Genomic DNA, 23965 nt, shown 5'->3' on the forward strand with positions numbered 1-23965 from the left:
ACCCTGTACTTTGAAAAAAGTACAGGGTTTCTCGACACTCTGACACCGCCATAAGACGGTGTCTTCTTTTACGTCCCAGAAGGGATTCGAACCCCTGACCGACGGCTTAGAAGGCCGTTGCTCTATCCAGCTGAGCTACTGGGACATAGAAATTTTTCAAGCAAAAAATATATTATCACATACGTCGGAAAAATTCAATCATTATTTTAAGTTGCAAAGATTATTGGTTCTGTAAGATTATGAGTGCAGCATATCGGGTTATATTGATAAAATATACGCTGGAATATATAAAAACAGTCGTCAACTTGTTGCCGGATGCGGCAACGCACGAGGGACGATTGCCTTTTTTTTAACTTGGCATTACATATGCTATAATCAACATACGAAAAACAGGACTAGAAAGGAGGTGTCCTTATCAAGGACTCTTTCTCCCAAGAACAAGAGGACAAGAACATCATCCTGTTTCCGAAGACGCTGGATTATTACCAGATTCAGCTTACGGTTATGCTCGAGAATGAACGTTACGGTGAAGCGATGGAGGTTCTGCGCTTTCTGCTGAAATGCGGCGGACAGAATGAACGGCATTATGAAGAGTGGAATTCGCTCCTCGACTGGCTTGAAGCTGCATTTCCGGAACAGGCTGTACCCCGTTCAGTTAACGAAGCAGAGCCCGAGGAGGATGATCCGGACGAAGCGGACATGGCGAGGCAGATGGTTAGGGACAAAGTTGCCCAGGATGCCGGATATGCCGACAAGCTGCTGGCTTCGGTCATGAACGGACCGCTGACGGAGCAAACCATTTTGGCGCTGGAACAGCTTGCTTATTTGGACCGTCCGGAGATCGACGCTATTTTGGTTGAGTGGCTGCATGATACGCCGCTTCATCCGCTGCTGCAATTTCGGGTGCTGCAAACGCTGCGGAGAAGAGGGATGGAAGGGCATGTGAGCCTTCATCGCGGGCAGGAGGCCGTCGAGATTGAGATCGATACGGTTCCCCTGGACCCGGGAGGTTTCCCGGATGCCATTACGAGAATTTTGGAGCGCGTTGCCGATCAGACTGAGGTTCATGAACCGACACTGTTTTATTTTGCACAGGAATTATGGTCTCAGTTCATCATGGCGATTTACGGCACCGAAGATTACCATTCCATGCTGGATGAAGAAGAATCCACGCTTGACATATGGGCGGCTGCTCTGCATGACATCGTGTCGGAGAGTCTAAAAGGGTTTCGTAATGAGGAGGAAATCCGCCCGCTCTACGGCATAACGGACACCATGAGGTTCCGCTATGAGGGAGCCTATCGATCTCTCAAGCAATTTGTCGCAGCTGGCGTGGAAGATTAGCCAGAGTTGGAAAACGTTTACGGTATCGTAGCATAAGGGTTCGCCCTTGAAAAAGAATTTAATGTTGTTTATACTATAGTGGTTATTCGGTACGTGATACATTATTGCGTCGACCACGTGAATTATTTTGGAGGGGAAAGCATAAATGAAAGCAACTTGGGAAAAAATAGAGAAGAACCTTGGCGTTCTTGACGTTGAGGTTGATGCGGAGCGCGTTGCATCCGCCCTCGACAAAGCTTTTAATAAAGTAGCTAAAAAAGCAAATGTACCTGGATTTCGTAAAGGTAAAGTACCTCGCTCGATCTTCGAAGCTCGCTTTGGCGTTGAGAGCTTGTACCAGGATGCAATCGACATCCTTCTTCCGGAAGTATACAGCGAAGCTGTAGAACAAGCAGATATTTTCCCTGTGGATCGTCCGGAAGTAGACATCGAGCAATTCGCTAAAGGCGAAACTTTCAAGTTTAAAGCAAGAGTAACTGTGAAACCAGAAGTTAAACTTGGCGAATACAAAGGTATCGAAGTTGCTGCAGTAGCTGCTGAAGTTTCCGACGAGGAACTGAGCGAAGAGCTTGAGCGTCTGCAACAACGTCATGCTGAGCTTACCGTTATTGACGAAGGTGCTTCCCAGTCTGGCGATATCGTTGTGATCGACTTTGATGGTTCCGTTGACGGCGTTCCTTTCGAAGGCGGACAAGCTGAGCGTTATTCCCTTGAGCTTGGAAGCAACACGTTCATTCCAGGCTTTGAAGACCAAGTGATCGGAATGGCTACTGGTGACTTCAAAGACGTGGAAGTGACATTCCCTGAAACTTACCATGCTGAAGAATTGGCTAACAAACAAGCCGTCTTCAAAGTGAAAGTTCACGAAATCAAACGCAAGCAGCTTCCTGAGCTGGATGATGAATTTGCTAAAGACGTAAGTGAATTCGATACGCTTGACGAGTACAAGGAAGATCTGAAGAAACAATTGCTGACTCGCAAAGAGCAAGAAGCACAAGGCGTTCGTGAGAACGAAGCCGTTGAAAAAGCAGCAGCTAACGCTGAAGTTGAAATTCCTGACGCTATGATTCAATCCGAAGTTCAAAACATGATGCGCGATTTCGACAACCGTCTTCGCCAGCAAGGCATGAACCTGGAAATGTTCCTTAGCTTCTCCGGCCAAACGAATGCCGATCTGGAAGGTCAAATGAAAGACGATGCTGAAAAACGCGTTCGCAACAACCTCGTGCTCGAGCAAATCGCAAAAGAAGAAAAACTCGAAGTATCTGAAGAGGAAATCAACAAAGAGCTGGAGAACATGGCTGACACGTACAAACGTCCTGCTGATGAAATCCGCAGCATCCTGGGTGCTAACGGTTCCCTTGACAGCCTTCGTGAAGAACTGCTTCTTCGCAAAACAATCGACTTCTTGTTGGAAAACAGCGTAGAAGGCGCTCCTGTTGAGAAAAAAGAAGCAACTGAAGAATAATAAATAGGCAGCTGCGATAAGCTGCCCTCACATTAGATAAGGCACGTACATTTCATGCGTGCCTTATTTTTAACTAAGAATAGCCAATTTACTACTAATTGTGACATGAATTGGTTATTAATTTCGACATACATAATGAGACAAGTTGGCAGGATATAATTCTTGGCAAGTTCATAGAATGTAAGCAGGGTTAAAAAATGACATCGTGCTTTGAACATGTTAGAATAACTTTTGTAACGCTGTAGTATATTTTTCAAGGAAAAGAGGTTGGTCGCATGAGTCTTGTACCTATGGTTGTGGAACAAACCAGTCGAGGCGAAAGATCTTACGATATCTACTCAAGATTACTGAAGGATCGCATAATATTCCTCAGCAGTGCGATCGATGACGATGTTGCCAATCTTGTCATTGCCCAGCTTCTGTTTCTAGCTGCGGAAGATCCGGAAAAAGACATCTCTTTGTACATCAATTCCCCTGGCGGTTCGGTTACAGCCGGGATGGGTATATATGATACGATGCAGTTGATCAAGCCTGATGTGTCCACGATTTGCGTTGGCATGGCTGCCAGCATGGGATCACTGTTGCTTACTGCGGGAGCGCCAGGCAAACGCTATGCTCTCGAGAACAGTGAAGTGATGATTCATCAGCCGCTCGGCGGTATTCAAGGTCAGGCATCCGATATCCAAATCCATGCAGATTGGATCATCAAGACCAGACATAAGCTGAATCAAATCTATGTGGAGCGCACGGGTCAGCCCCTTGAAAAAATCGAACGCGATACAGACCGCGACTTTTTCATGAGCGCGGAGGAAGCGAAGGCGTACGGTATTATTGATGATGTTCTGTCTTCACCGACCAAATCTTAAGGGGTGGTAATAGCATGTTTAAATTTAACGATGACAAAGGGCAGCTGAAATGCTCCTTCTGCGGTAAATCGCAGGAGCAGGTCCGCAAGCTGGTTGCGGGGCCCGGTGTTTATATATGTGACGAGTGCATTGACTTGTGTTCAGAGATCGTTGAGGAAGAACTCGGCCATGAGGAAGAAGTGGATCTGAAGGATATTCCGAAACCGCGCGACATTCGTGACATTCTGGATCAATATGTAATCGGTCAGGATCAAGCGAAGAAATCCCTTTCCGTTGCTGTTTATAACCACTATAAACGGATCAACACCCAGAGCAAGATTGAGGACGTAGAATTGCAAAAGAGTAATATTTTGCTGCTCGGACCTACAGGTTCCGGTAAAACATTGCTCGCGCAAACCATGGCCAAAATTCTCAACGTGCCGTTTGCTATTGCAGATGCAACTTCACTGACCGAAGCTGGTTATGTGGGTGAGGATGTTGAGAACATTCTGCTGAAGCTGATTCAAGCAGCGGATTATGATGTGGAAAAAGCGGAACGCGGCATTATCTATATTGATGAGATCGATAAAGTGGCTCGTAAATCGGAGAACCCGTCCATTACCCGTGACGTTTCCGGTGAAGGGGTTCAGCAGGCGCTGCTGAAAATTCTTGAGGGCACCGTTGCTTCCGTGCCTCCGCAAGGTGGACGCAAGCATCCGCATCAGGAATTCATTCAGATCGATACGACGAACATCCTGTTCATTTGCGGCGGAGCATTTGACGGATTGGAACAGTACATTAAACGCCGGATCGGTAAAAAGGTTATCGGCTTTAATGCATCCGGAGAAAACCAGAAGGATCTTAAGCCAGGTGAATACCTGACGATGGTTCTGCCGGAAGATCTGCTGAAATTCGGCTTGATTCCGGAGTTCGTTGGTCGTCTGCCAGTTGTGTCTACACTCGAACCGCTGGATGAGGCAACATTGGTACGGATTCTGTCCGAGCCGAAAAACGCGCTGACGAAGCAGTACCAAAAGCTGCTTGAATTTGACAACGTAAACCTCAAATTTGAGCCAGGCGCGCTAGAAGCGATTGCCCGCGAAGCCATTAAGCGCAATACCGGTGCACGCGGACTGCGTTCGATCATTGAAGGCATCATGCTGGACGTGATGTATGAAGTGCCGTCCAGAGATGACATTAAGGATTGCGTCATTACGGAGCAGGTCGTTCGGGATAAAGTGATTCCTGAACTGCAAGCCAAAAGTAACGATGACGACAAGAAACAAGAAGAAAGCGCATAATGTGCTTTAGCGCATTAGACGTGGAATAAATCTACGCTGATTCTCCACTTCCAGTTATACCCAGTTGGGTTTTGCTGGAGTGGAGCTTTGGCGTTATATGGGAGAGATCGTACCATGTTTTTGAGACAAGACACACGGCCCGTCAAGGTGGGGAATCTCACCATTGGGGGAAAGAACGAAGTCATTATTCAAAGCATGTGCACCACCAAAACAGCAGATGTGGAGGCGACCGTTGCTGAGATACTCCGTCTGGAAGAAGCGGGATGTCAGATCGTTCGGGTAACGGTGAACAATGAGGAAGCAGCTGCGGCCATTAAGGAAATCAAGAAACGCATTCATATTCCGCTTGTGGCGGATATTCATTTTAACTACAAGCTTGCCCTGATGGCGATCGAGAACGGTATCGATAAAGTCCGGATCAATCCGGGAAACATCGGTAAGCGTGAAAAGGTCGAAGCTGTCGTGAAAGCATGCAAAGAGAAGGGAATTCCGATTCGGATCGGGGTTAACGCCGGTTCCTTGGAGAATCATCTCCTTGAAAAATACGGGTACCCGACACCGGAAGCCATGGTGGAAAGCGCCCTGTATCATATTGGGATCCTCGAAGAACTGGATTTCCATGATATCATCGTTTCGCTTAAAGCTTCTGATGTACCGATGGCGATTGCAGCTTACACGAAGGCCGCGGAAGTAATACCATACCCGCTTCACCTGGGCATTACCGAGGCAGGCACCCTGTTCTCGGGTACCGTCAAGAGTGCCGCCGGGCTTGGCGCGCTGTTGTCTCTTGGAATCGGCAGCACGATGCGTATATCCTTGAGCGCCGATCCGGTGGAAGAGATCAAGGTGGGCCGAGAACTGCTAAAATCCTTCGGACTGATCTCGGATGCGGCAACCTTGGTATCATGCCCGACCTGCGGACGGCTGGATATCGATTTGTTCTCCATTGCCAATGAAGTGGAGGAGTACATCTCGAAGATCAAAGTGCCAATCAAGGTTTCCGTTCTGGGCTGTGCCGTAAACGGTCCCGGTGAGGCTAGGGAAGCCGACATCGGGATTGCGGGAGCACGTGGTGAAGGTCTACTCTTCCGTTACGGAGAGATGATCCGTAAGGTACCTGAAGCGACCATGGTTGAAGAGCTTAAGAAAGAAATCGATCATATCGTGAAGGTGTACGAGGAAACGGGCGAAATCCCGGGCCGCAAGCACAAATCCACGGTTTAAGCTGGATAACTAAGTTTCCGTATAGGTAGTTTCAATCTCTAATATAAAAACGGCAATCTCTGGACCACAAGAGATTGCCGTTTTGTTGTTTTCTAAGGAAGCACAGGGTCTTAGGTGATGTGTGGTTCAAATTTATATGAATGTATTTTTAAGCGATCTAATATTTTTCTAAAGGCAATTATGCTTTCAGTTGTTGTTCCAAGTATAATCGCTCCTAACCGAGCTTCTGATAAATGAAGCTCAGCTCACTCTATCCTCTCCCCACCCCCACGATGAAGAAGGATGCCATGGGTCGCACCAGCGGAGCGGACGAATCGATTCCGGAGAAGTGAAGCGGTCGGCTGAAAGTTTTCCGCAGGAAAACTCGCATCGGAAGGATAAGCTGTTGCCGAATTTCTACATTACTATTCTCATTCATGAAATTCGGAAACAACAGCGATCGGAAGGAACGATACGTACGCGGAGCGTCTCATTGGAACGTCTCACTTAAGTGTGTATCCATCTACTTTTTGATACTTTTCCGCCTCCAGCGTTTTACCATCCAAGGAATCGGCAATACTACCATGTATTAACGTTTGGATGAAGACATAATGGAGTACAGGAGGAATGACTTGTGAATTTAAGTATTGTGATTATGCTGGTGCAGCTGTTTTTTGCGGTTATCATCGGCATTTATTTTTGGAATTTATTGCGCGGGCAGAAGACAAGCAAAACAGCGGTGGATCGGGAATCGCGCAAGGAGCTCGATAAACTCCGCAAACTCCGGTCGATATCGCTGACGAAACCGCTCGCTGAGAAAACAAGGCCGCAAACGATGGATGACATCGTGGGTCAAAAGGACGGCTTGCGCGCCTTAAAGGCAGCCTTATGCAGCGCAAATCCCCAGCATGTAATTGTATATGGACCGCCGGGAGTCGGGAAGACGGCAGCCGCCCGCGTGGTGATGGAGGAAGCCAAGAAGAACCCGCAATCTCCGTTTAAATATGACGCGAAATTCACAGAGATTGATGCCACGTCGGCTCGTTTCGATGAGCGCGGGATTGCCGACCCGCTCATCGGGTCTGTTCATGATCCGATTTATCAAGGTGCCGGAGCCATGGGGGTTGCAGGCATTCCTCAGCCCAAGCCGGGAGCGGTGACCAAGGCCCATGGCGGGATCCTGTTTATTGATGAAATTGGGGAATTGCATCCGATTCAGATGAATAAGCTTTTAAAAGTGCTGGAGGACCGCAAGGTGCTGCTTGAAAGTGCATATTATAATTCTGAGGATGCCAATACACCTGCCTATATACACGATATCTTTCAAAATGGCCTTCCGGCGGACTTCCGTCTGGTGGGTGCTACGACACGTTCGCCCGAAGAGATTGCTCCTGCGCTTCGTTCACGCTGCATGGAGATTTTTTTCCGTCCGCTTTTGCCTGAAGAGATTGGGAGGATTGCAGAGGATGCCATTCAGAAAATTGGTTTGAATGCTGCGCCGGAAGCGGTTGAAGTTGTGAAGCAGTACTGCTCTAACGGGCGGGAAGCGGTCAATATGATTCAATTGGCTGCCGGTCTTGCGTTGACCGAGAAACGAGATTCGCTGCGGGCCGCGGATGTGGAATGGGTAGCCAGCAGCAGCCAGCTTCAGCCAAGGCCCGACCGGAAAATACCGGAGAAGCCTCAGATCGGCGTAGTCAACGGATTGGCTGTATATGGCCCAAATATGGGGGCACTGCTTGAAATTGAAGTATCTGCGGTACCTGTCGAGAAGGGCCGGGGTACCTACAATATCACTGGAGTTGTGGATGAAGAGGAATTTGGCGGAGGTTCACGCAAGCTGCGCCGCAAGAGTATGGCCAAAGGCTCGATCGAGAATGTCTTGACCGTGCTGGGTTCGATGGGCTTTACGCCGAAAAACTATGACCTGCATATCAATTTCCCTGGAGGAACGCCGATTGACGGCCCTTCCGCGGGTATTGCGATGGCTACTGCGATCGTATCAGCCATGAAAGGGATTGAAGTCGATAATAAAGTCGCCATGACCGGCGAAATGAGCATTCATGGAAAAGTAAAACCGATAGGCGGGGTCATCGCTAAAGTGGAGGCGGCATTCCAAGCAGGCGCGACCCGCGTGATCATCCCTAAGGACAACTGGCAGACGCTGTTCCAGGATTTGAGCGGCGGTTTGCGGGTAATTCCGGTCGAATCGGTGGATGAAGTGTTCGGCCATATTTTTGGCGGAACGTTCGCTCCGGAGGTTGTTCAGCTCCCTGCAAACGAGGTATTTCCATCCTCTTCCGCTTCATTGCTGCAGGCGACGCCTCCGCGTAACGGTAAAATAACGGACGCCGGAGGATGTTAAGCTTCGTATGGTTGGTTTTTTATACGCAGATTTGATAAAATAGGAATAGTGTCAACATTGAGAGCCATTGGAGGTGCGAAAGCGATGGGACCCAGTAGATCCAAAGGTCGTCGTTTTCCTTTACTGCCTTTGAGAGGTCTTTTGGTCTATCCAAGCATGGTGCTTCACTTGGATGTAGGCCGGGAGAAGTCGGTAAAGGCTTTAGAAAAGGCGATGGTTGAAGACAATTTGATTCTCCTATGTTCTCAATCGGAAGTGAACATTGAAGAACCGACGCAGGATGATATTTTTCGGATTGGCACAGTTGCGAATGTACGCCAGATGCTTAAGCTTCCCAACGGTACCATACGTGTGCTAGTGGAGGGTATGGAACGGGCGGAAGTTATTGAATATACGGATCAAGAGGAATACTATGAGGTCATCGCTCGGGAACTTCCCGAAGAAGAGAACCATGACCCCGAAGTTTCCGCATTAATGCGAACCGTACTGTCTCAGTTTGAGAATTATATCAATCTGTCAAAGAAGGTGACACCAGAGACGCTGGCGGCCGTTTCCGATATTGATGAGCCGGGTCGACTGGCAGACGTCATCACGAGTCATTTGTCACTGAAGATTAAGGATAAGCAAGAAATTCTCGAAACAATTGATGTTCGCAAACGGCTCGAGAAACTTCTAGATATACTGAATAACGAGCGCGAAGTGCTGGAGTTGGAGCGCAAGATCAACCAGCGGGTCAAGAAGCAAATGGAGAAGACCCAGAAGGAATACTACTTGCGCGAACAGATGAAGGCCATTCAGAAAGAGCTTGGCGACAAGGAAGGTCGTGCCGGGGAAGTAGAGGAACTCCGAAGTCAGCTTCAGGAGCTTGAATTGCCCGAGCGCGTACACGAGAAGGTAGAGAAGGAAATCGACCGACTCGAGAAAATGCCGGCGAGCTCTGCTGAGGGCGGCGTGATTCGGAACTATGTCGATTGGCTTTTGGCGTTGCCGTGGACCAACATGACCGAGGACGATTTGGACATCGTCAAAGCGGAGCAAGTGCTGGACGAAGACCATTACGGACTCGAGAAGCCGAAGGAGCGCGTGCTGGAATATCTGGCGGTGCAAAAGCTGGTGAAGAAGATGAAAGGGCCTATTCTATGTCTGGTTGGCCCTCCGGGGGTCGGCAAAACATCACTGGCCCGGTCCATCGCCCGCTCTCTGGAGCGCAAGTTCGTTCGCATTTCGTTAGGCGGGGTAAGAGACGAGGCGGAAATCCGCGGCCACCGGCGCACTTATGTAGGGGCCATGCCGGGACGTATCATTCAAGGCATGAAAACGGCGGGGTCAATGAATCCTGTATTCCTGCTGGATGAAATCGATAAGATGGCATCCGACTTCCGGGGCGACCCGTCTTCAGCCCTGCTTGAGGTACTTGATCCTGAGCAAAATAATACGTTCAGCGATCATTTCGTGGAGATTCCTTTTGATCTGTCCAACGTCATGTTTGTCACGACGGCAAACGTGCTGCACAACATTCCAAGACCGCTCCTGGACAGGATGGAAGTGCTGTACATTCCGGGATATACGGAGCTGGAGAAACTGCAGATCGCCAATCGTTATTTGCTGCCCAAGCAGAAGAGTGAGCATGGGCTGACGCCGGAGCAATTGATTCTGGACGAGGAAGCGCTCATGAAGGTGATCCGGGAGTATACCCGTGAATCCGGGGTGCGGAATCTGGAACAGCAAGTGGCTGCGCTGTGCCGCAAAGCCGCCAAACAGATCGTCACCAATCAATCGGAATCCATTGAGATTAAGGCTGACGATATTAAGGAATATCTCGGTATTCCGAAGTTTCGCTATGGCATGGCCGAGCTTGAAGATCAAGTCGGCACGGTAACAGGGCTCGCATGGACGGAAGTGGGCGGCGAGACACTGACCATTGAGGTAACCGTGGTGCCTGGGACCGGCAAGCTGACCTTGACGGGTAAGCTTGGCGACGTGATGAAGGAATCGGCTCAAGCCGCTTTCAGTTTTACCCGCTCCAAAGCGGTAGAACTGGGCATTGATCCGGATTTTCACGAGAAGCTGGATGTCCATATCCATATCCCGGAGGGAGCCATTCCGAAGGATGGCCCTTCAGCCGGCATTACGATTGCGACGGCTCTTATCTCATCTTTAACCAAACGGCATGTAGCCCGTGATGTGGCCATGACGGGGGAAATTACACTTCGGGGACGCGTTCTTCCGATTGGTGGCTTGAAAGAGAAATCCCTGGCAGCCCACCGTGCCGGCTACAAAAAAATATTACTCCCTAAGGATAACGAACGTGACTTGCGTGATATCCCTGACAGCGTGAAGAACGACGTTGAGTTCGTTCCGGTATCCCATATGGATCAGGTTCTGGAGCATGCGCTCGTTGAACAAGCGGGAGTGCACTAGAGAGGAAAGTCTAAATTATGAAAGTTACGAAAGCCGAGTTTGTCATCAGTGCTGTCGTACCTGCTCAATATCCTGAAGACGCCTTGCCGGAAATTGCTCTGGCAGGGCGTTCCAATGTGGGCAAGTCATCACTGATTAACCGTATGATATCCCGTAAGAACCTGGCCCGTACCAGTGCAACACCGGGGAAAACCCAGCAGCTCAACTATTATCGGGTAAACGACGACCTGTATCTGGTCGATTTTCCCGGCTATGGTTATGCGAAGGTATCCAAGACCCAGCGTGCGGCATTTGGCGAAATGATTGAGAGATATTTGCTCAGCCGGGAAGAACTGAAGCTTGTATTATTGATTGTGGACATGCGTCACCCGCCCTCAAAAGACGATATCAGCATGTATGAATGGCTGCAGCATTATAACCGGCCGGTATGCGTGGTCGCGACCAAGGCGGACAAGATTCCGAAAACACGCCGCCAGAAGCATGTAAAGATTGTGAAGGATACTCTTGGCTTCAAACCCTATCATTCTTTTGTCATGTTTTCATCCGAACTCGGTTTGGGTAAAGATGAGTTATGGGCCATCATGGAGTCCCACATGGGGAAAAAGGATGACGAGGAAGAGACATACTTGGATTCGGAAACGGAAGGCAATGAGCAATCCTGATCCGGTTGATTTCGTGATATTTTTTTCGAGGGTAATATAGGGAATCGGTGTATTCTTTATAGGAAAGTGAGCATCTTGCGGGAAATATCGCTCTGATTCCGGCTAATTCCGTTTTTTTATGAAATATGATGGATATTCTCGTTCGAACGGCAGGAAAGACCGCTTGGATCTGCTGTATAATGGTAGTAAGTTAAAAGAATTGAGGGAGATTTTTATGGCTCAGCGGTTAGCCACAGAATATGTTAATGCCACAATGCAAATGACGGATATTCAAATGGATCAATTTCTGCAATATACCCAAGCTTTCCGGGTTACTAACCGGGTAAAAGTCATGGATAGCGGAGAGCAGGAGTTTGTGCTCGAAGATGAAAGCGGGGAAGAAGTTCATTTGCCCTTTGAACGCAAGAATGGCTTGTACGTCTGTGAGCTGTCGTGCCGATTGGTTACTCCCCATCTGACAAATGCCGTACGCAAACTGTTTGCGGCTTTTAAGGGATCAGGTAAAGTGAATCGGATTTATCGCGGCTTTACGATGAGCTACGACTACCATGCGGGAACGGTGCACAGAATTACGCAAGTCGCCGGGAACGACAGCATTGTCATTTATGAGTACAAGAATACGGCAGGAGAACTGCAGCGACTCTTCAACAGCAATGAAGCAGAGAAAGAGATTGAATCCATCCAGCATCATATTAATGTGCTTCTGGACCAGCGGATTGCAGCAGGGAATGATAAACTTATTACGAAGACGATAGATGAGCGACTGCGACAGTTTAATCAACGCCTATTCGTGCTAGAAGCCTAAGGAGGCTGCCCTGTAACAGGGCGGCTTTTTTTTATTATTGGATCCATGACACCAAGTAGTTCAGACGAACATATATTGAGCTGTAAAATATTTATTGGTTATTTTCGAAAAAGGTGTTGCATTTAAGCGTCATAGATGTTATTTTTAATCTCGTTGAAAAGAATATAGGAACCAGGATTCACTCAGGACATGTAATGTTGCGAGAGATTATTCCCTCGGGAAGTGAATGACGTAGGTCCTAGCGGATGAAATTTTCAAACATTTTATTCCTAGGAAGGGGGAACCCGGAAGATGGAATACTCAACTTTCGGAAGACACGTTGCTGTTGATACTTGGGGAGTCGATTTTGAACTATTGAACAGTGCAGAATTTTTACAAGCTCAGATGGTGGAAGCCGCTGAAGCATGTGGAGCAACGGTATTGTCCGTCCAATCCAAGCAGTTTGAACCACAAGGTGCGACTGTGCTGGTGTTGCTGTCGGAAAGCCATCTCTCGATTCACACATACCCTGAGAGAGGTTTTGCTGCGATTGACTGTTATACCTGCGGGGAGACAGTAGATCCGCAGTTGGCTATTGACTATCTGGTATCCGCTTTGAAACCTGAAAAATGCTATGCCAAGAAACTCGTGCGCGGACTCGGCGAAATGACCGTGGAAACGCCTGAGATGAAACAGGCTGAACTCGTTTAATCCAGCCTTCTAAAAAATGCGTATACTGATAACCATGGATTTTTCCATGGTTATTTATTTTGAGAACATGAGAAGATCGGCGGAATTCCAGGCAGACGTTCTCTGAAATGAGATTTCGTAGTAAATAACACGTATATCTAAGCTGTTCTATATCCACAATAGTAAGGTGCGATCTACAGGTAGAAGTCTTCATGAATGGAATGAAGAAGTATGGGGATTTCATAAACATTTCATAAAATAGACAGGGCTGTTCAGCATACTGTGATATAATGAACAAGGTCAAGGAAGTCCGTTGTGAACGGCAAAACTACTCGGAGAAATAGGCAGGTGAACATGCAATGCACATCGTCGTTGTTGGGTTGAACTATCGCACGGCGCCTGTGGAAGTCAGAGAACGCTTTACATTCTCGGAAGAAGACATGCCCAAGGCGTTAGAGCAGCTTAATTCGACCAAGAGCGTATTGGAGGGCGTCATTGTCGCTACCTGCAACCGAACTGAGATTTATGTTGTGGTAGACCGCCTTCATATGTGCGGCTACTTTATCCGCAGTTTTATGGAACAGTGGTTCGGCATTAATCGTGAAGAATTTACACAGCACCTCTATATATATGAAGACGAACAAGCGATTTCCCATCTGTTTAAGGTTACCTGCGGTTTGGATTCCATGGTCATTGGAGAGACGCAGATCCTGGGACAGGTGCGCAATGCTTTTTTGACGTCGCAGCAGCAGAATGCCACGGGTACTTGGTTCAATATGTTGTTTAAGCAAGCCGTTACGCTCGGAAAGCGGGCTCATTCGGAGACATCGATCGGAGAGAGTGCCGTCTCTGTCAGCTATGCAGCGGTGGAACTGGGTAAACGAATTTTCGGGGCATTTAACGATAAAAAAGTGATGATACTTGGTGCAGGCAAGATGAGCGAACTTACCGTGAAGCATCTTTATGCCAACGGTGCCGCTGAAGTAATTGTGGCCAACCGTACGCTTAGCCGTGCTCAGGAACTTGCAAGCAAATTCAAAGGGACGCCATGCACCATTGCCGAAGCCAAACATTTGCTGAATGACGTGGATATCATTATTAGCTCCACGGGTTCGAATGAATATGTTCTGAATGCGGAGCGGGTAAAAGAGAGCATGAAGAAACGCCAGTCCCGCCCGTTGTTCATGATTGATATTGCTGTGCCACGGGACATTGATCCGGCGGTTGGGGAAGTTTCCAACGTGTTCCTGTACGATATTGATGATCTGGAAGGCATTGTAGAGACCAATATGGAAATGCGCCGGGCGGAAGCAGCGAAGATTGAAGTGATGATTCAAGAGGAGATGGATGCATTCCACACATGGCTGAAGACGCTCGGTGTCAGACCGGCGATTCGGGCCTTGCAGGAGAAGTCGAATGCCATTCATGAAGAAACGATGGAAAGCTTGTTTAACAAGCTTCCGGAACTGGATGAACGCCAGCGAAAAGTCATCCGTCGTTTGACCAAGAGCATCGTTAATCAGATGATGCATGATCCCATTAACCGGATTAAGGAAATGACGGGCGGCAAGCAGGGCGGTGAAGCACTGGATTATTTTTCACAAATCTTTGCGCTGGAAAGCTTGATCCATGAGAATGAGCAGGAAGCCCGCAGCCGCAACAAGAAAGCAACTGCACCCGTTAAAGCTGAACGGTCGAAGAATGCTGTAGATCAGCAGGCAGAAGAGAAACCGCTTAAGGTGTCTCTGGCCCCAGCCACCCTTTGAGGAGGGTGAGTACAACCCATGCTGTTAAACTTAATTTATATCACCGGCATTTGTATCTATGCCCTGAGCCTTCTGTTTTATATCTCGGATTGCGTTTCACGCAATTCGGTGGCGAAGCGGATAGGCACAGGGCTTCTTGTTATTACTGCGCTGTTACAATTCACCGGAATCGGCATCAGAGCGATGGAAGGCGGACATTTTCACTTTCCGGTATTTACGCTGTTTGATTTCCTGTTCCTGCTGGCGTTCTGCATATCGATCACTTCGATTGCTCTGGCGTATATGAAGCGGTCGGAATTTGCCGTCCTGCTTATGAACCTTGTCGGGTTTAGCGTCATGCTGGTCAATCGTTTATGGTTCACGACAGGAGACAATGCATTGCACAGCTGGGAGACGGAACATCGTCTCTTGCTTATTCATATTGCCCTGGCGAGTATCAGCTTCGCCGCTTTGACCGTCGGGGCCGTGTTTGCGGCGATTTATATGTTCCTGCACCGGAAACTGAAGCACAAGCAATGGAATGATACGATGCGCAGGCTGCCAAGTCTCGAGAAGCTGGATGTTTACTCCTATAAGGCGCTGATGGCCGGCACGATTATTCTGGTCATGTCGCTCATCTTGGCCGTAATGTCGGTGGCCATGGCTGGACGGTGGACCCTGTTTTTGGACATCAAAGTCATGTCTACCATGACGGCTCTTGCGATGTATTTGGTTTACTTCATCAAACGTCGCTTGTGGAGAAGGTCCGGCAGGGAAGCGGCCATATGGGCTTTAATCGGGTATGGGTTCATTATTCTGAATTTCTTTCTCAATACGTGGTCCGCTTTCCATAGTTGGTCAGGAGTGTGATGGCAAGAATGGCCTGTGATGATCATTATGTACCCGTTATGCTGAATTGCAGGGGACGTTTATGCTTGATTGTCGGCGGCGGCAAGGTGGCGGAACGTAAAGCCGTCACCCTACTGAATGCCGGGGCAGTCGTACATATTGTAAGTCCCTTATTACGAAGCGAGAAACTTCAACGTTTAGAGAGTGAGAAGACTCTTCGATGGACGAAGCGGAAGTATCAATCAGACGATCTGATAGGCGCGTTTATGGTCCATGCGGCAACGGATGACAGCAAGCTGAATCTGCAAATAGCGGAGGATGCCAATCGTCTTGGCGTACTGGTTAACGTGGCCAGCAACGGCGAGGCCGGAACGTTTATCAACCCGACGGTGCTGCGACGGGGAAGGCTTACGCTGGCTGTATCCACATCAGGAGCAGGGCCGATGGCCGCACGCGAGATACGCGACGAGCTCGAAGACCAGTTCGGGCCTGAGTATGAGGACTATTTGGATTTTTTATATAAGATGCGTTCGATGATCAGGGAAGAGGTGGAGTCGGCTGACGCACGCAGGCGGCTTTTGCACAAGGCATACCGCATGGATATGCTCGGAGAGATTCGCCGCGGAGGTTATGTGCCCTGGAGTGAGGACAAGATCAAGCAGTGGATTGCGAATAATCAGGAGGAATGAAAGATGCGTACAATCGTAGTTGGCAGTAGACAAAGTGCTCTGGCACTGACACAGACAGGACAGGTTATTGATGACTTAAAGCGTTTAGCCAAGGAGCACGGTCTGGACTATGACTTTACCGTCAAAAAAATCGTCACGAAGGGCGACCGCATACTGGATGTTACCCTCTCCAAGGTAGGCGGCAAAGGATTGTTTGTCAAAGAAATCGAGCAGGCGATGATGGACGGCGAGATTGATATGGCGGTTCACAGCATGAAGGACATGCCTTCCGTTCTGCCCGAAGGTTTGGTATCCGGCGCGGTGCCGGCAAGAAAGGATCCTCGTGATTGCCTGATCTCCAAAGAAGGAACAACGCTGGATGACCTTCCTACAGGTGCCAAGGTGGGGACAAGCAGTCTGCGCCGGTCCAGTCAGCTTAAGGCGTACCGGCCGGATCTGCAGATCGAATGGATTAGGGGGAATATCGATTCTCGCATTCGCAAAATGGAGGACGGTGAATTTCAGGCCATCATTCTGGCAACCGCCGGTCTTCAGCGTATGGGCTGGGAGGACCGGATCACGTCGTACTTGCCGATTGAAATTAGCCTGCCAGCCGTCGGTCAGGGTGCACTTGGAATTGAATGCCGCGAAAACGATGCTGATCTGCTGCATTTGCTCTCTCTTTATAATGATGAGGTTACTGCACGAACCGTTGCGGCGGAGCGCAAGTTTCTAAGCGAGCTGAATGGAGGATGCCAGGTGCCTATCGGGGCTTACGCCGTCCTGAAGAATGTGGATGCCGGAGATTCCCGCGGAGAACAAAACGTTATACAATTAACAGGAATGGTAGGCTCCCCTGACGGCGAAATCATACTGAAGGAAAGCGCCGAAGGAACCGACCCTGAATCGCTCGGAGTGGAAGTGGCTGAAAAGCTGAAAGCTAAAGGAGCGGAGAAGATACTGGCACAAGTAAGGGGCTGAGGGTATGGCAGGCAAGGTTTATCTGGTGGGAGCAGGACCGGGCGATGCACGCCTGATCACGATTAAAGGCAAGGAATGCATTGAAAAAGCGGATGTCGTGGTGTATGACCGATTGGCTAGTCCTCGGCTGCTAAGATGGATGAAACCCGGAGCGGAGAAGGTCTATGTAGGCAAGCTTCCGGATCGGCATACGATGAAACAGGAGCAGATCAATCAGCTGCTGGTTGATTATGCTCTGGAAGGTAAAATGGTTGTCCGTTTAAAGGGCGGCGATCCGACGATCTTCGGAAGAGTGGGTGAAGAAGCGGAGCTGTTATACCGTCATGGCATCATGTACGAGATTGTGCCGGGGATCACCTCGGCGATCAGTGTTCCGGCTTATGCAGGGATTCCGGTGACGCATCGTGACCATGCTTCGTCTTTATCGATAATTACCGGCCACGAAAGTCCCGAAAAGCTGGACCGAATGATTCAATGGGACAAGGTTACCAATGCAACGGGAACTTTGATTTTTATGATGGGTGTGGCGAAGATCGGTTATATCAGTCGTCAGCTGATCAAGCACGGCCGACCGCCGGAAACCCCGGTGGCACTTATCAGATGGGGAACCCGGGCAGAGCAGGATACGCTGACGGGGACACTGGCGGACATCGAGGACAGAGTCAAAGCAGCGGATTTTCAGCCTCCTGCTGTCATCGTTGTTGGACAGGTGGTGCTTCAGCGGGAGCACCTGAAGTGGGCGGAACGGCTGCCCCTCTTCGGCAAAAGAATACTGGTCACAAGGACGCGAAGCCAGGCCAGTGCATTGGTATCCCAAATCGAAGAGCTGGGCGGAGAGCCTTATGAGTTTCCCGTCATCGAAACCGTCATGCCTTCGAAGAGCGAGAGGCTTGCCGGAATTCAACAAGCACTGGACAAGCTGAGTACGTATGACTGGGTATTTTTCACCAGCGTGAACGGAGTCGAATTCTTTTTCCGCCACCTGAAGGAGAATGGTCGCGATATTCGCGCCTTAGCCTCGGCCCGCATCGTCGCGGTTGGCCCCGCGACAGCCCATGCTCTTGGAAAATACGGTGTCGTGGCTGAAGTTATCAAGGAGCGTTACCAGGCGGAAGGCCTTATCGATGCTTACGGTTCAGAGCTCCAGCCCGGTCAGCGCGTGCTGCTGCCTCGCGGCGATCTGGCACGCAAGTGGCTGCCGGAGAAGCTGACGGAAATGGGATTGCACGTGACGGAAGCCGTGATCTATGAGAACGTGCTGTGCGGCGAGGACGATGATGAGCTGCTGAAGCTGCTTGAAGATGGAGGCATTCACGCCGTTACGTTCACCAGTTCTTCTACGGTTACCAATCTGCTGAAGGTGCTGAAGGGGATGGGCGTGGAAGATCCAGTCGAACTGTTGAAAGGCTCGACGATTGCTTGCATCGGACCATTAACCGCGCAGACGGCTGAAGAAGCCGGACTGCACGTATCCCTCCTTGCTGAGGAAGCGACGGTCGACAGTCTGGTTAAGGCCTTGTGCATTTGGAACGAGAACGATCCACGCCGTGTTGCGCCATAATATCGATAATCTCTTATATACGTGAACGAAATTACATCATTTGGAGGTATACGTCATGAGTTTTCCAATCGTACGCCATCGTCGGCTGCGTCAAAATGCCGGCATTCGCAGCATGGTCCGCGAGACCGTGCTTCATACGGAGGATCTGGTTCAGCCGATCTTCGTGACCTATGGCAGTGGTGTGAAATCGGAGATTTCCTCCATGCCAGGCGTCTATCATTTTTCGCTTGATACCTTACAAGAGGAAGTAGACGAAATCGTAAGTCTAGGCATTCCTGCTGTGCTCCTGTTCGGAATTCCCGAGACGAAAGACAGCGTGGGCACATCCGGTTTTGCGGATGACGGGATAGTCCAAGAGGCTACCCGTCTCATCAAGTCGTGGCATCCCGATCTTTTGGTGATTGCTGATACGTGTCTGTGCGAATTTACCGACCACGGCCACTGCGGTATGGTGCATACCTTTGAGCGTGACGGCCACACCTGCGGCGATGTATTAAACGACGAGTCGCTGGAACTGCTCGTTCGTACAGCGGTTTCCCAGGCCAAAGCTGGAGCCGACATAATTGCACCTTCGAATATGATGGACGGTTTTGTCCAAGCCATTCGCTCTGGTCTTGATGAAGCCGGATTTTATAACGTGCCGATCATGTCTTACTCCGTTAAGTACGCTTCAGCCTTTTACGGACCCTTCCGTGAGGCTGCCGATTCCGCTCCGCAATTCGGCGACCGCAAAACATATCAGATGGATCCGGCTAATGTAAGAGAGGCGCTTCGCGAGGCGGAGACGGACGTGCTGGAAGGCGCCGATATGCTGATGGTGAAACCGGCTATGGCCTACCTTGATGTTGTCCGATTGCTGAGAGACCAGTTTGATCTGCCGATTGTTGCATACAACGTGAGTGGTGAGTATTCCATGATTAAAGCGGCTGCTCAGCAGGGATGGATCAGTGAGCAGGCGATTGTGATGGAGCTGCTGACCGGGATGAAGCGTGCCGGCGCGGACATTATCATTACGTATTTCTCGAAGGACGCAGCACGCTGGATGCGCAGCTAGTAACCATTAACGATGAAAGAGTTAGGAGTGCATACGATGAGCCAAGATTTGCGAAAAGAAGATTTGTCGCGTTCTGCTTTTGAAGAAGCGAAGTTATATATTCCCGGCGGTGTTAACAGCCCGGTACGTGCGTTTAAGTCTGTTGGACTAACTCCGATTTATATCGATCGCGGAGAAGGCAGCCGGGTATATGATATCGATGGCAACAGCTTTATCGATTATGTCGGTTCCTGGGGGCCGCTGATTATGGGTCACGCGCATCCTGAGGTTGTTGAAGCGCTTCAGGAGACAGCTGCCAAGGGGACCAGCTTCGGTGCTCCAACCCTATTAGAAACGAAGATGGCGAAGCTCGTCTGTGAACGCGTGCCGTCGATCGAGGTCGTGCGGATGGTGAATTCCGGTACGGAAGCAACCATGAGTGCTATCCGTCTAGCGCGCGGTTATACAGGACGCAGCAAAATCATTAAATTCGAGGGCTCCTATCATGGCCACGCCGACAGTCTTCTGATCAAAGCGGGATCGGGCATCGCAACGCTTGGACTTCCTGATAGCCCGGGTGTGCCTGAAAGCGTTGCTTCCAACACCATTGCGGTTCCTTATAACGATCTGGAATCGGTACAGCTTGCCTTTGAGCGGTTCGGCGAAGAGATTGCAGCCGTTATTGTTGAGCCCGTGGCAGGCAATATGGGCGTGGTCCCTCCGCAGCCGGGATTCCTGGAAGGTCTTCGCAAGGTCACTTCTGATTATGGCAGCGTGCTTATTTTTGACGAGGTGATGACGGGATTCCGCGTTGATCTGAACTGTGCGCAAGGACGTTATGGCGTTACACCGGATTTGACATGCTTGGGCAAGGTGATTGGCGGCGGTCTGCCAGTCGGTGCCTATGGAGGCAAGCGTGAGCTGATGGATCAGATTGCCCCGGCAGGACCGATCTATCAAGCAGGAACGTTAAGCGGTAATCCGCTCGCCATGGCGGCTGGTTACACGACCCTGAACCTGCTGACGCCTGCCGTCTATGAACAGCTCGAGGAGCGGGGAGCCCGCCTTCAGGCAGGATTTGAGCGTAACGCTCAGGAATTCGGTATCCCGCTTACGATTAACCGGATCGGCTCCATGGTATGTCCTTTCTTCACGAATATGCCGGTCGTCAATTTCGATACGGCCAAGACTAGTGATCTGGATCGTTTCCGCCGTTATTTTGCAGCGATGGTCCAAGAGGGAGTCAGCGTACCTCCTTCCCAGTTCGAGGGCATGTTTATCTCGGGCGCTCATACGGTAGAAGATATCGATGCTACCATTGAAGCCAACTACATCGCCTTCAAAAGCCTATGAGTTACGGGGGGAATTGGAGCAAACGCGGCGAATGGCTGGAGATAACGCCGGGCAAGGCGCTATTGAGTCTGCCGGATCGGAACGAAGCGGCTGCCAAGTGGCTTATGGAAACGGTCGGTATGCCCGAGAAGCTGTATCGTAAGCTTCGTCATGAACAGGGGATACAATGGAGAGGGGATCGGCTTCGGCTGGTCCTTTTTCCTTACCGGGATTACGGCATCGAACCGAGATGGCAGGAGCTTGATGTATTGTATGAGGATGATTTCTGCCTGGTCGCTAACAAACCGGCCGGTATGGCGGTCCATCCGGACAACGAGAGCCGCGAGACGACCCTGAATCATGTGGTTGCCGCATATTACGAAGCCGAAGGCATCCATACGGCAGTCCGGCATATTCATCGGCTGGATAAGGATACAACAGGTCCCGTGCTGTACGCCAAGAATGAATATGCGCAGCTAAAGCTTGACGAGGACATGCGGGAGAAGAAGATCGTCCGGATATACGCGGCTATCGTTCAGGGGAGGGTCTCTCAGGATCTGAAGAGAATCGATCTGCCGATAGGCAAAGACCGCTATCATTCAAGCCGTCGGAGAGTTTCATTAACCGGGCAGGCTGCAATCACGCATATTCGATCATCCGAGGTGTATCCGAAAGCCAGCCTGCTGCAAATTCGACTGGAAACCGGCCGGACGCATCAGATCCGGGTGCATCTAAGTCATATGGGACACCCGCTTCTGGGAGATTCCTTATACGGAGGATCAGGGGCGTTTCCGCGCCAAGCGCTGCATGGCGAACGTCTGCTATTTACTCATCCTTTCTCGGGCGAGGATATTGAGGTGAATGCACCCTGGCCTCTGGATATGTTGGAGTTAAGAGAACGAATCATAGAGACATCGGACCGGTAAGAAAATTTGCAAGATCCTGAATGAACCTGTAAGTTTCAAGCACAATTCGCAAAAAAGTCATGCTCTCCTATTTTCGGCATATAGATAAATTGAGTGGCAAAACTTAGGCTCATGCCGTGATAACAGATCACGGATAGTATATGCCAAAAAGGAGGACATTCCCGTGTTTGACCAGTCCTACGGATTGCGGTTCGATATTTACGAGCGTATTAATTTAACGGAAGATTTGCCGGGAATCGAAGAATTGGAAGAGGCGGAGTTGATCCCGCATATTCAGGTAATCAGTCAGCAGGACCAGGCTACGCTTCGGGGTCATCTGCTTCTTGCAGGCCTGTATAAAGGTGACACCGAAGCAGGAGAGACGGAGCCGCTCGAACACTGGATCCCGGTTGAAATCACGGTACCGATGAACCGGGTATCATCATTGGATGACATCGCGGTCGAGATCGAGAATTTTGACGTGGATTTGTTATCCAAACGCAGCTTGAACATTACAGGGGTTCTGTCGCTCAAAGGAATTCAGGCGGCGGCTCCGGGAGCCCGCGACCAAGTATGGGCCAATGAGGAATTCACAGTGGTACATGCTCCTGAAGCGACTGATTTGTATTCGAACGGGGAGCAGCAGTTCGCAGCCAACCCGTACGACCAGCTTCATGGCAGCGGAACTCATCCAGACGCTAACTCGACTTCGCCTTCTTACTTCAACGAGGCTCAGACCAGAGCTCAAGAGTCCGGGACGGATGCGCGCACACAGCAGTATCTGGCATCCTGGGCGCAGTATGAGAACCAAACACGGGATTCACAGGACTCAGCAGACAGCACCATTAGCATTTCTAAACCGTCTGAAGTCCGGGATACGGTCGAATATGCCTTACATAATGAGACGGAAGCTCAGGCAGCTGAGTCGTCGATTCCAAGTGTATGGCAATTCGAACGGGCTGCGGTCCAGCCCGAGCCGGAGCAAGAAGATTCAGCAGCCAGTTTCCCTGGTGTCATTGAGCGTAAGGGTGAAGAAGTGGATGCCGTTCCGGTACTGGAATCACCGGAAACGGAGGAAGTGCAGCCTGTTTTCGCTGAGGAAGAATTCCCTTCGGAGGATATGGATGATATAACGGAAGAGGTTTCCATTAAAGCCGAAGAGGTTCCGACCAAGCCCGAGTTAAAGGTGGCCTTCAACACGAAGAACAGCAGCACAACCAGCGCATCGGGCGTAGGCTTCTCTTCGTTGCTTCAATCGAGCAGAACGGTTCAGGATCAGGATCAAGCCGCTCGGGACGAGGAAGAAGAGACGGAGGAATTGGTTGACTCCGCAACGGCCGAGGACGTGGAGTGGAAGAGTCTGTTCCTGGGTAACCGCCATGAGGAAACGCCTTTCCGCAAGGTCCGGATGTGCATTGTGCAGCGTGAGGAGACACTCGACGTGATTGCCGAGCGTTATCAACTGACGCCGCGAGAGCTTTTGTTATATAACCGCATGTCCGAGCAGAATGTGGAAGAAGGCCAGGTATTATACATTCCCCAGTAATCAGCGGAGGAAGCGATCGCGTTAGAACAAGCAGGTCAAGGTAGGATATCCTTGGCCTGTTTTTGTGTATGGCCGGGAATAGATTAGAAGAAGAGGGGAATCGGACGAGCCGGGGCTTCTTTATTACAATGTATTAGAATTATTTTGGATCGACAGGTATGATGTCTAAATCGTTCGGAAACACTCAAAATATTGACTATATGCAACAACCACGGTATATTTGAATAGTATATGTACAGGTATTCCTAAAGCTAGAACAACG

Annotated in this window: 19 protein-coding genes, 1 tRNA gene and 1 other annotated feature (1 of these 21 cut by a window edge); of the genes, 19 read left to right on the forward strand and 1 reads right to left on the reverse strand. The window is 49.9% G+C overall.

All coding sequences use genetic code 11. From position 1 onward, the window contains the following. Positions 1-71 precede the first annotated feature (71 nt). A tRNA-Arg gene (locus M4D81_RS32175) sits at positions 72-145 on the reverse strand. Between the two features lie 359 nt (positions 146-504). Between M4D81_RS32175 and M4D81_RS32180 the strand changes: the two genes are divergently transcribed. From M4D81_RS32180 to M4D81_RS32270, 19 genes are all read left to right on the forward strand, one after another. Then, positions 505-1344, forward strand: coding sequence for a hypothetical protein (locus M4D81_RS32180; RefSeq protein WP_071223436.1), 840 nt, complete (start codon positions 505-507; stop codon positions 1342-1344). A 145-nt stretch (positions 1345-1489) separates the two neighbouring features. After that, positions 1490-2812 carry a trigger factor gene (gene tig, locus M4D81_RS32185; RefSeq protein WP_071223435.1) on the forward strand — a complete coding sequence of 441 codons (1323 nt, stop codon included), beginning with the start codon at positions 1490-1492 and terminating at the stop codon, positions 2810-2812. Between the two features lie 275 nt (positions 2813-3087). Next, positions 3088-3678 (forward strand): ATP-dependent Clp endopeptidase proteolytic subunit ClpP, encoded by a 591-nt coding sequence (gene clpP, locus M4D81_RS32190; RefSeq protein ID WP_006208779.1) that lies wholly within the window; start codon positions 3088-3090, stop codon positions 3676-3678. 14 nt (positions 3679-3692) lie between these two features. Next, a complete protein-coding gene (clpX, locus tag M4D81_RS32195) occupies positions 3693-4958 on the forward strand; it encodes an ATP-dependent protease ATP-binding subunit ClpX (RefSeq protein WP_071223434.1) in 1266 nt (421 codons plus the stop codon). 114 nt (positions 4959-5072) lie between these two features. Beyond that, the gene (gene ispG / locus M4D81_RS32200; RefSeq protein ID WP_009590416.1) at positions 5073-6182 is read left to right on the forward strand and encodes a flavodoxin-dependent (E)-4-hydroxy-3-methylbut-2-enyl-diphosphate synthase; all 1110 of its coding nucleotides are present in this window, start codon (positions 5073-5075) and stop codon (positions 6180-6182) included. 634 nt (positions 6183-6816) lie between these two features. Beyond that, positions 6817-8526, forward strand: a complete 1710-nt coding sequence (gene lonB, locus M4D81_RS32205) for an ATP-dependent protease LonB (RefSeq protein WP_397376798.1) — start codon at positions 6817-6819, stop codon at positions 8524-8526. An 84-nt stretch (positions 8527-8610) separates the two neighbouring features. Beyond that, complete coding sequence (gene lon, locus M4D81_RS32210; protein ID WP_071223431.1) at positions 8611-10947, forward strand: endopeptidase La; 2337 nt, start codon at positions 8611-8613, stop codon at positions 10945-10947. A 17-nt stretch (positions 10948-10964) separates the two neighbouring features. Beyond that, positions 10965-11609, forward strand: coding sequence for a ribosome biogenesis GTP-binding protein YihA/YsxC (gene yihA, locus M4D81_RS32215; RefSeq protein WP_260069369.1), 645 nt, complete (start codon positions 10965-10967; stop codon positions 11607-11609). A gap of 214 nt (positions 11610-11823) precedes the next feature. Then, positions 11824-12414 carry a non-ribosomal peptide synthetase module gene (locus M4D81_RS32220; RefSeq protein ID WP_071223429.1) on the forward strand — a complete coding sequence of 197 codons (591 nt, stop codon included), beginning with the start codon at positions 11824-11826 and terminating at the stop codon, positions 12412-12414. A 291-nt stretch (positions 12415-12705) separates the two neighbouring features. Beyond that, positions 12706-13104 carry an adenosylmethionine decarboxylase gene (gene speD, locus M4D81_RS32225; protein ID WP_006208786.1) on the forward strand — a complete coding sequence of 133 codons (399 nt, stop codon included), beginning with the start codon at positions 12706-12708 and terminating at the stop codon, positions 13102-13104. A gap of 338 nt (positions 13105-13442) precedes the next feature. Next, positions 13443-14849, forward strand: a complete 1407-nt coding sequence (gene hemA, locus M4D81_RS32230) for a glutamyl-tRNA reductase (RefSeq protein ID WP_260069370.1) — start codon at positions 13443-13445, stop codon at positions 14847-14849. Between the two features lie 18 nt (positions 14850-14867). Then, entirely contained in the window at positions 14868-15698 is an 831-nt protein-coding gene (gene ccsA, locus M4D81_RS32235) for a cytochrome c biogenesis protein CcsA (RefSeq protein WP_260069371.1), read from the forward strand. 8 nt (positions 15699-15706) lie between these two features. Then, positions 15707-16366 (forward strand): precorrin-2 dehydrogenase/sirohydrochlorin ferrochelatase family protein, encoded by a 660-nt coding sequence (locus M4D81_RS32240; RefSeq protein WP_260069372.1) that lies wholly within the window; start codon positions 15707-15709, stop codon positions 16364-16366. A 3-nt stretch (positions 16367-16369) separates the two neighbouring features. Beyond that, complete coding sequence (gene hemC / locus M4D81_RS32245) at positions 16370-17326, forward strand: hydroxymethylbilane synthase (protein WP_220686158.1); 957 nt, start codon at positions 16370-16372, stop codon at positions 17324-17326. 4 nt (positions 17327-17330) lie between these two features. After that, positions 17331-18887, forward strand: a complete 1557-nt coding sequence (gene cobA, locus M4D81_RS32250) for a uroporphyrinogen-III C-methyltransferase (protein ID WP_260069373.1) — start codon at positions 17331-17333, stop codon at positions 18885-18887. 55 nt (positions 18888-18942) lie between these two features. Further along, on the forward strand, positions 18943-19941 hold the full coding sequence (gene hemB, locus M4D81_RS32255) for a porphobilinogen synthase (protein ID WP_071223423.1): 999 nt from the start codon (positions 18943-18945) through the stop codon (positions 19939-19941). Positions 19942-19977: 36 nt separating this feature from the next. Beyond that, positions 19978-21273, forward strand: coding sequence for a glutamate-1-semialdehyde 2,1-aminomutase (gene hemL / locus M4D81_RS32260; RefSeq protein ID WP_260069374.1), 1296 nt, complete (start codon positions 19978-19980; stop codon positions 21271-21273). Continuing rightward, entirely contained in the window at positions 21270-22178 is a 909-nt protein-coding gene (locus M4D81_RS32265; protein WP_260069375.1) for an RluA family pseudouridine synthase, read from the forward strand. The genes hemL and M4D81_RS32265 overlap by 4 nt, the downstream gene beginning before the upstream one ends. 163 nt (positions 22179-22341) lie before the next feature. Beyond that, on the forward strand, positions 22342-23703 hold the full coding sequence (locus M4D81_RS32270) for a LysM peptidoglycan-binding domain-containing protein (RefSeq protein WP_260069376.1): 1362 nt from the start codon (positions 22342-22344) through the stop codon (positions 23701-23703). Between the two features lie 253 nt (positions 23704-23956). Next, positions 23957-23965 (forward strand) — a binding site (T-box leader) (it continues 291 nt past the right edge of the window).

It is taken from the genome of Paenibacillus sp. p3-SID867 (assembly GCF_025142895.1).
GTDB lineage: Bacteria > Bacillota > Bacilli > Paenibacillales > Paenibacillaceae > Paenibacillus_AQ.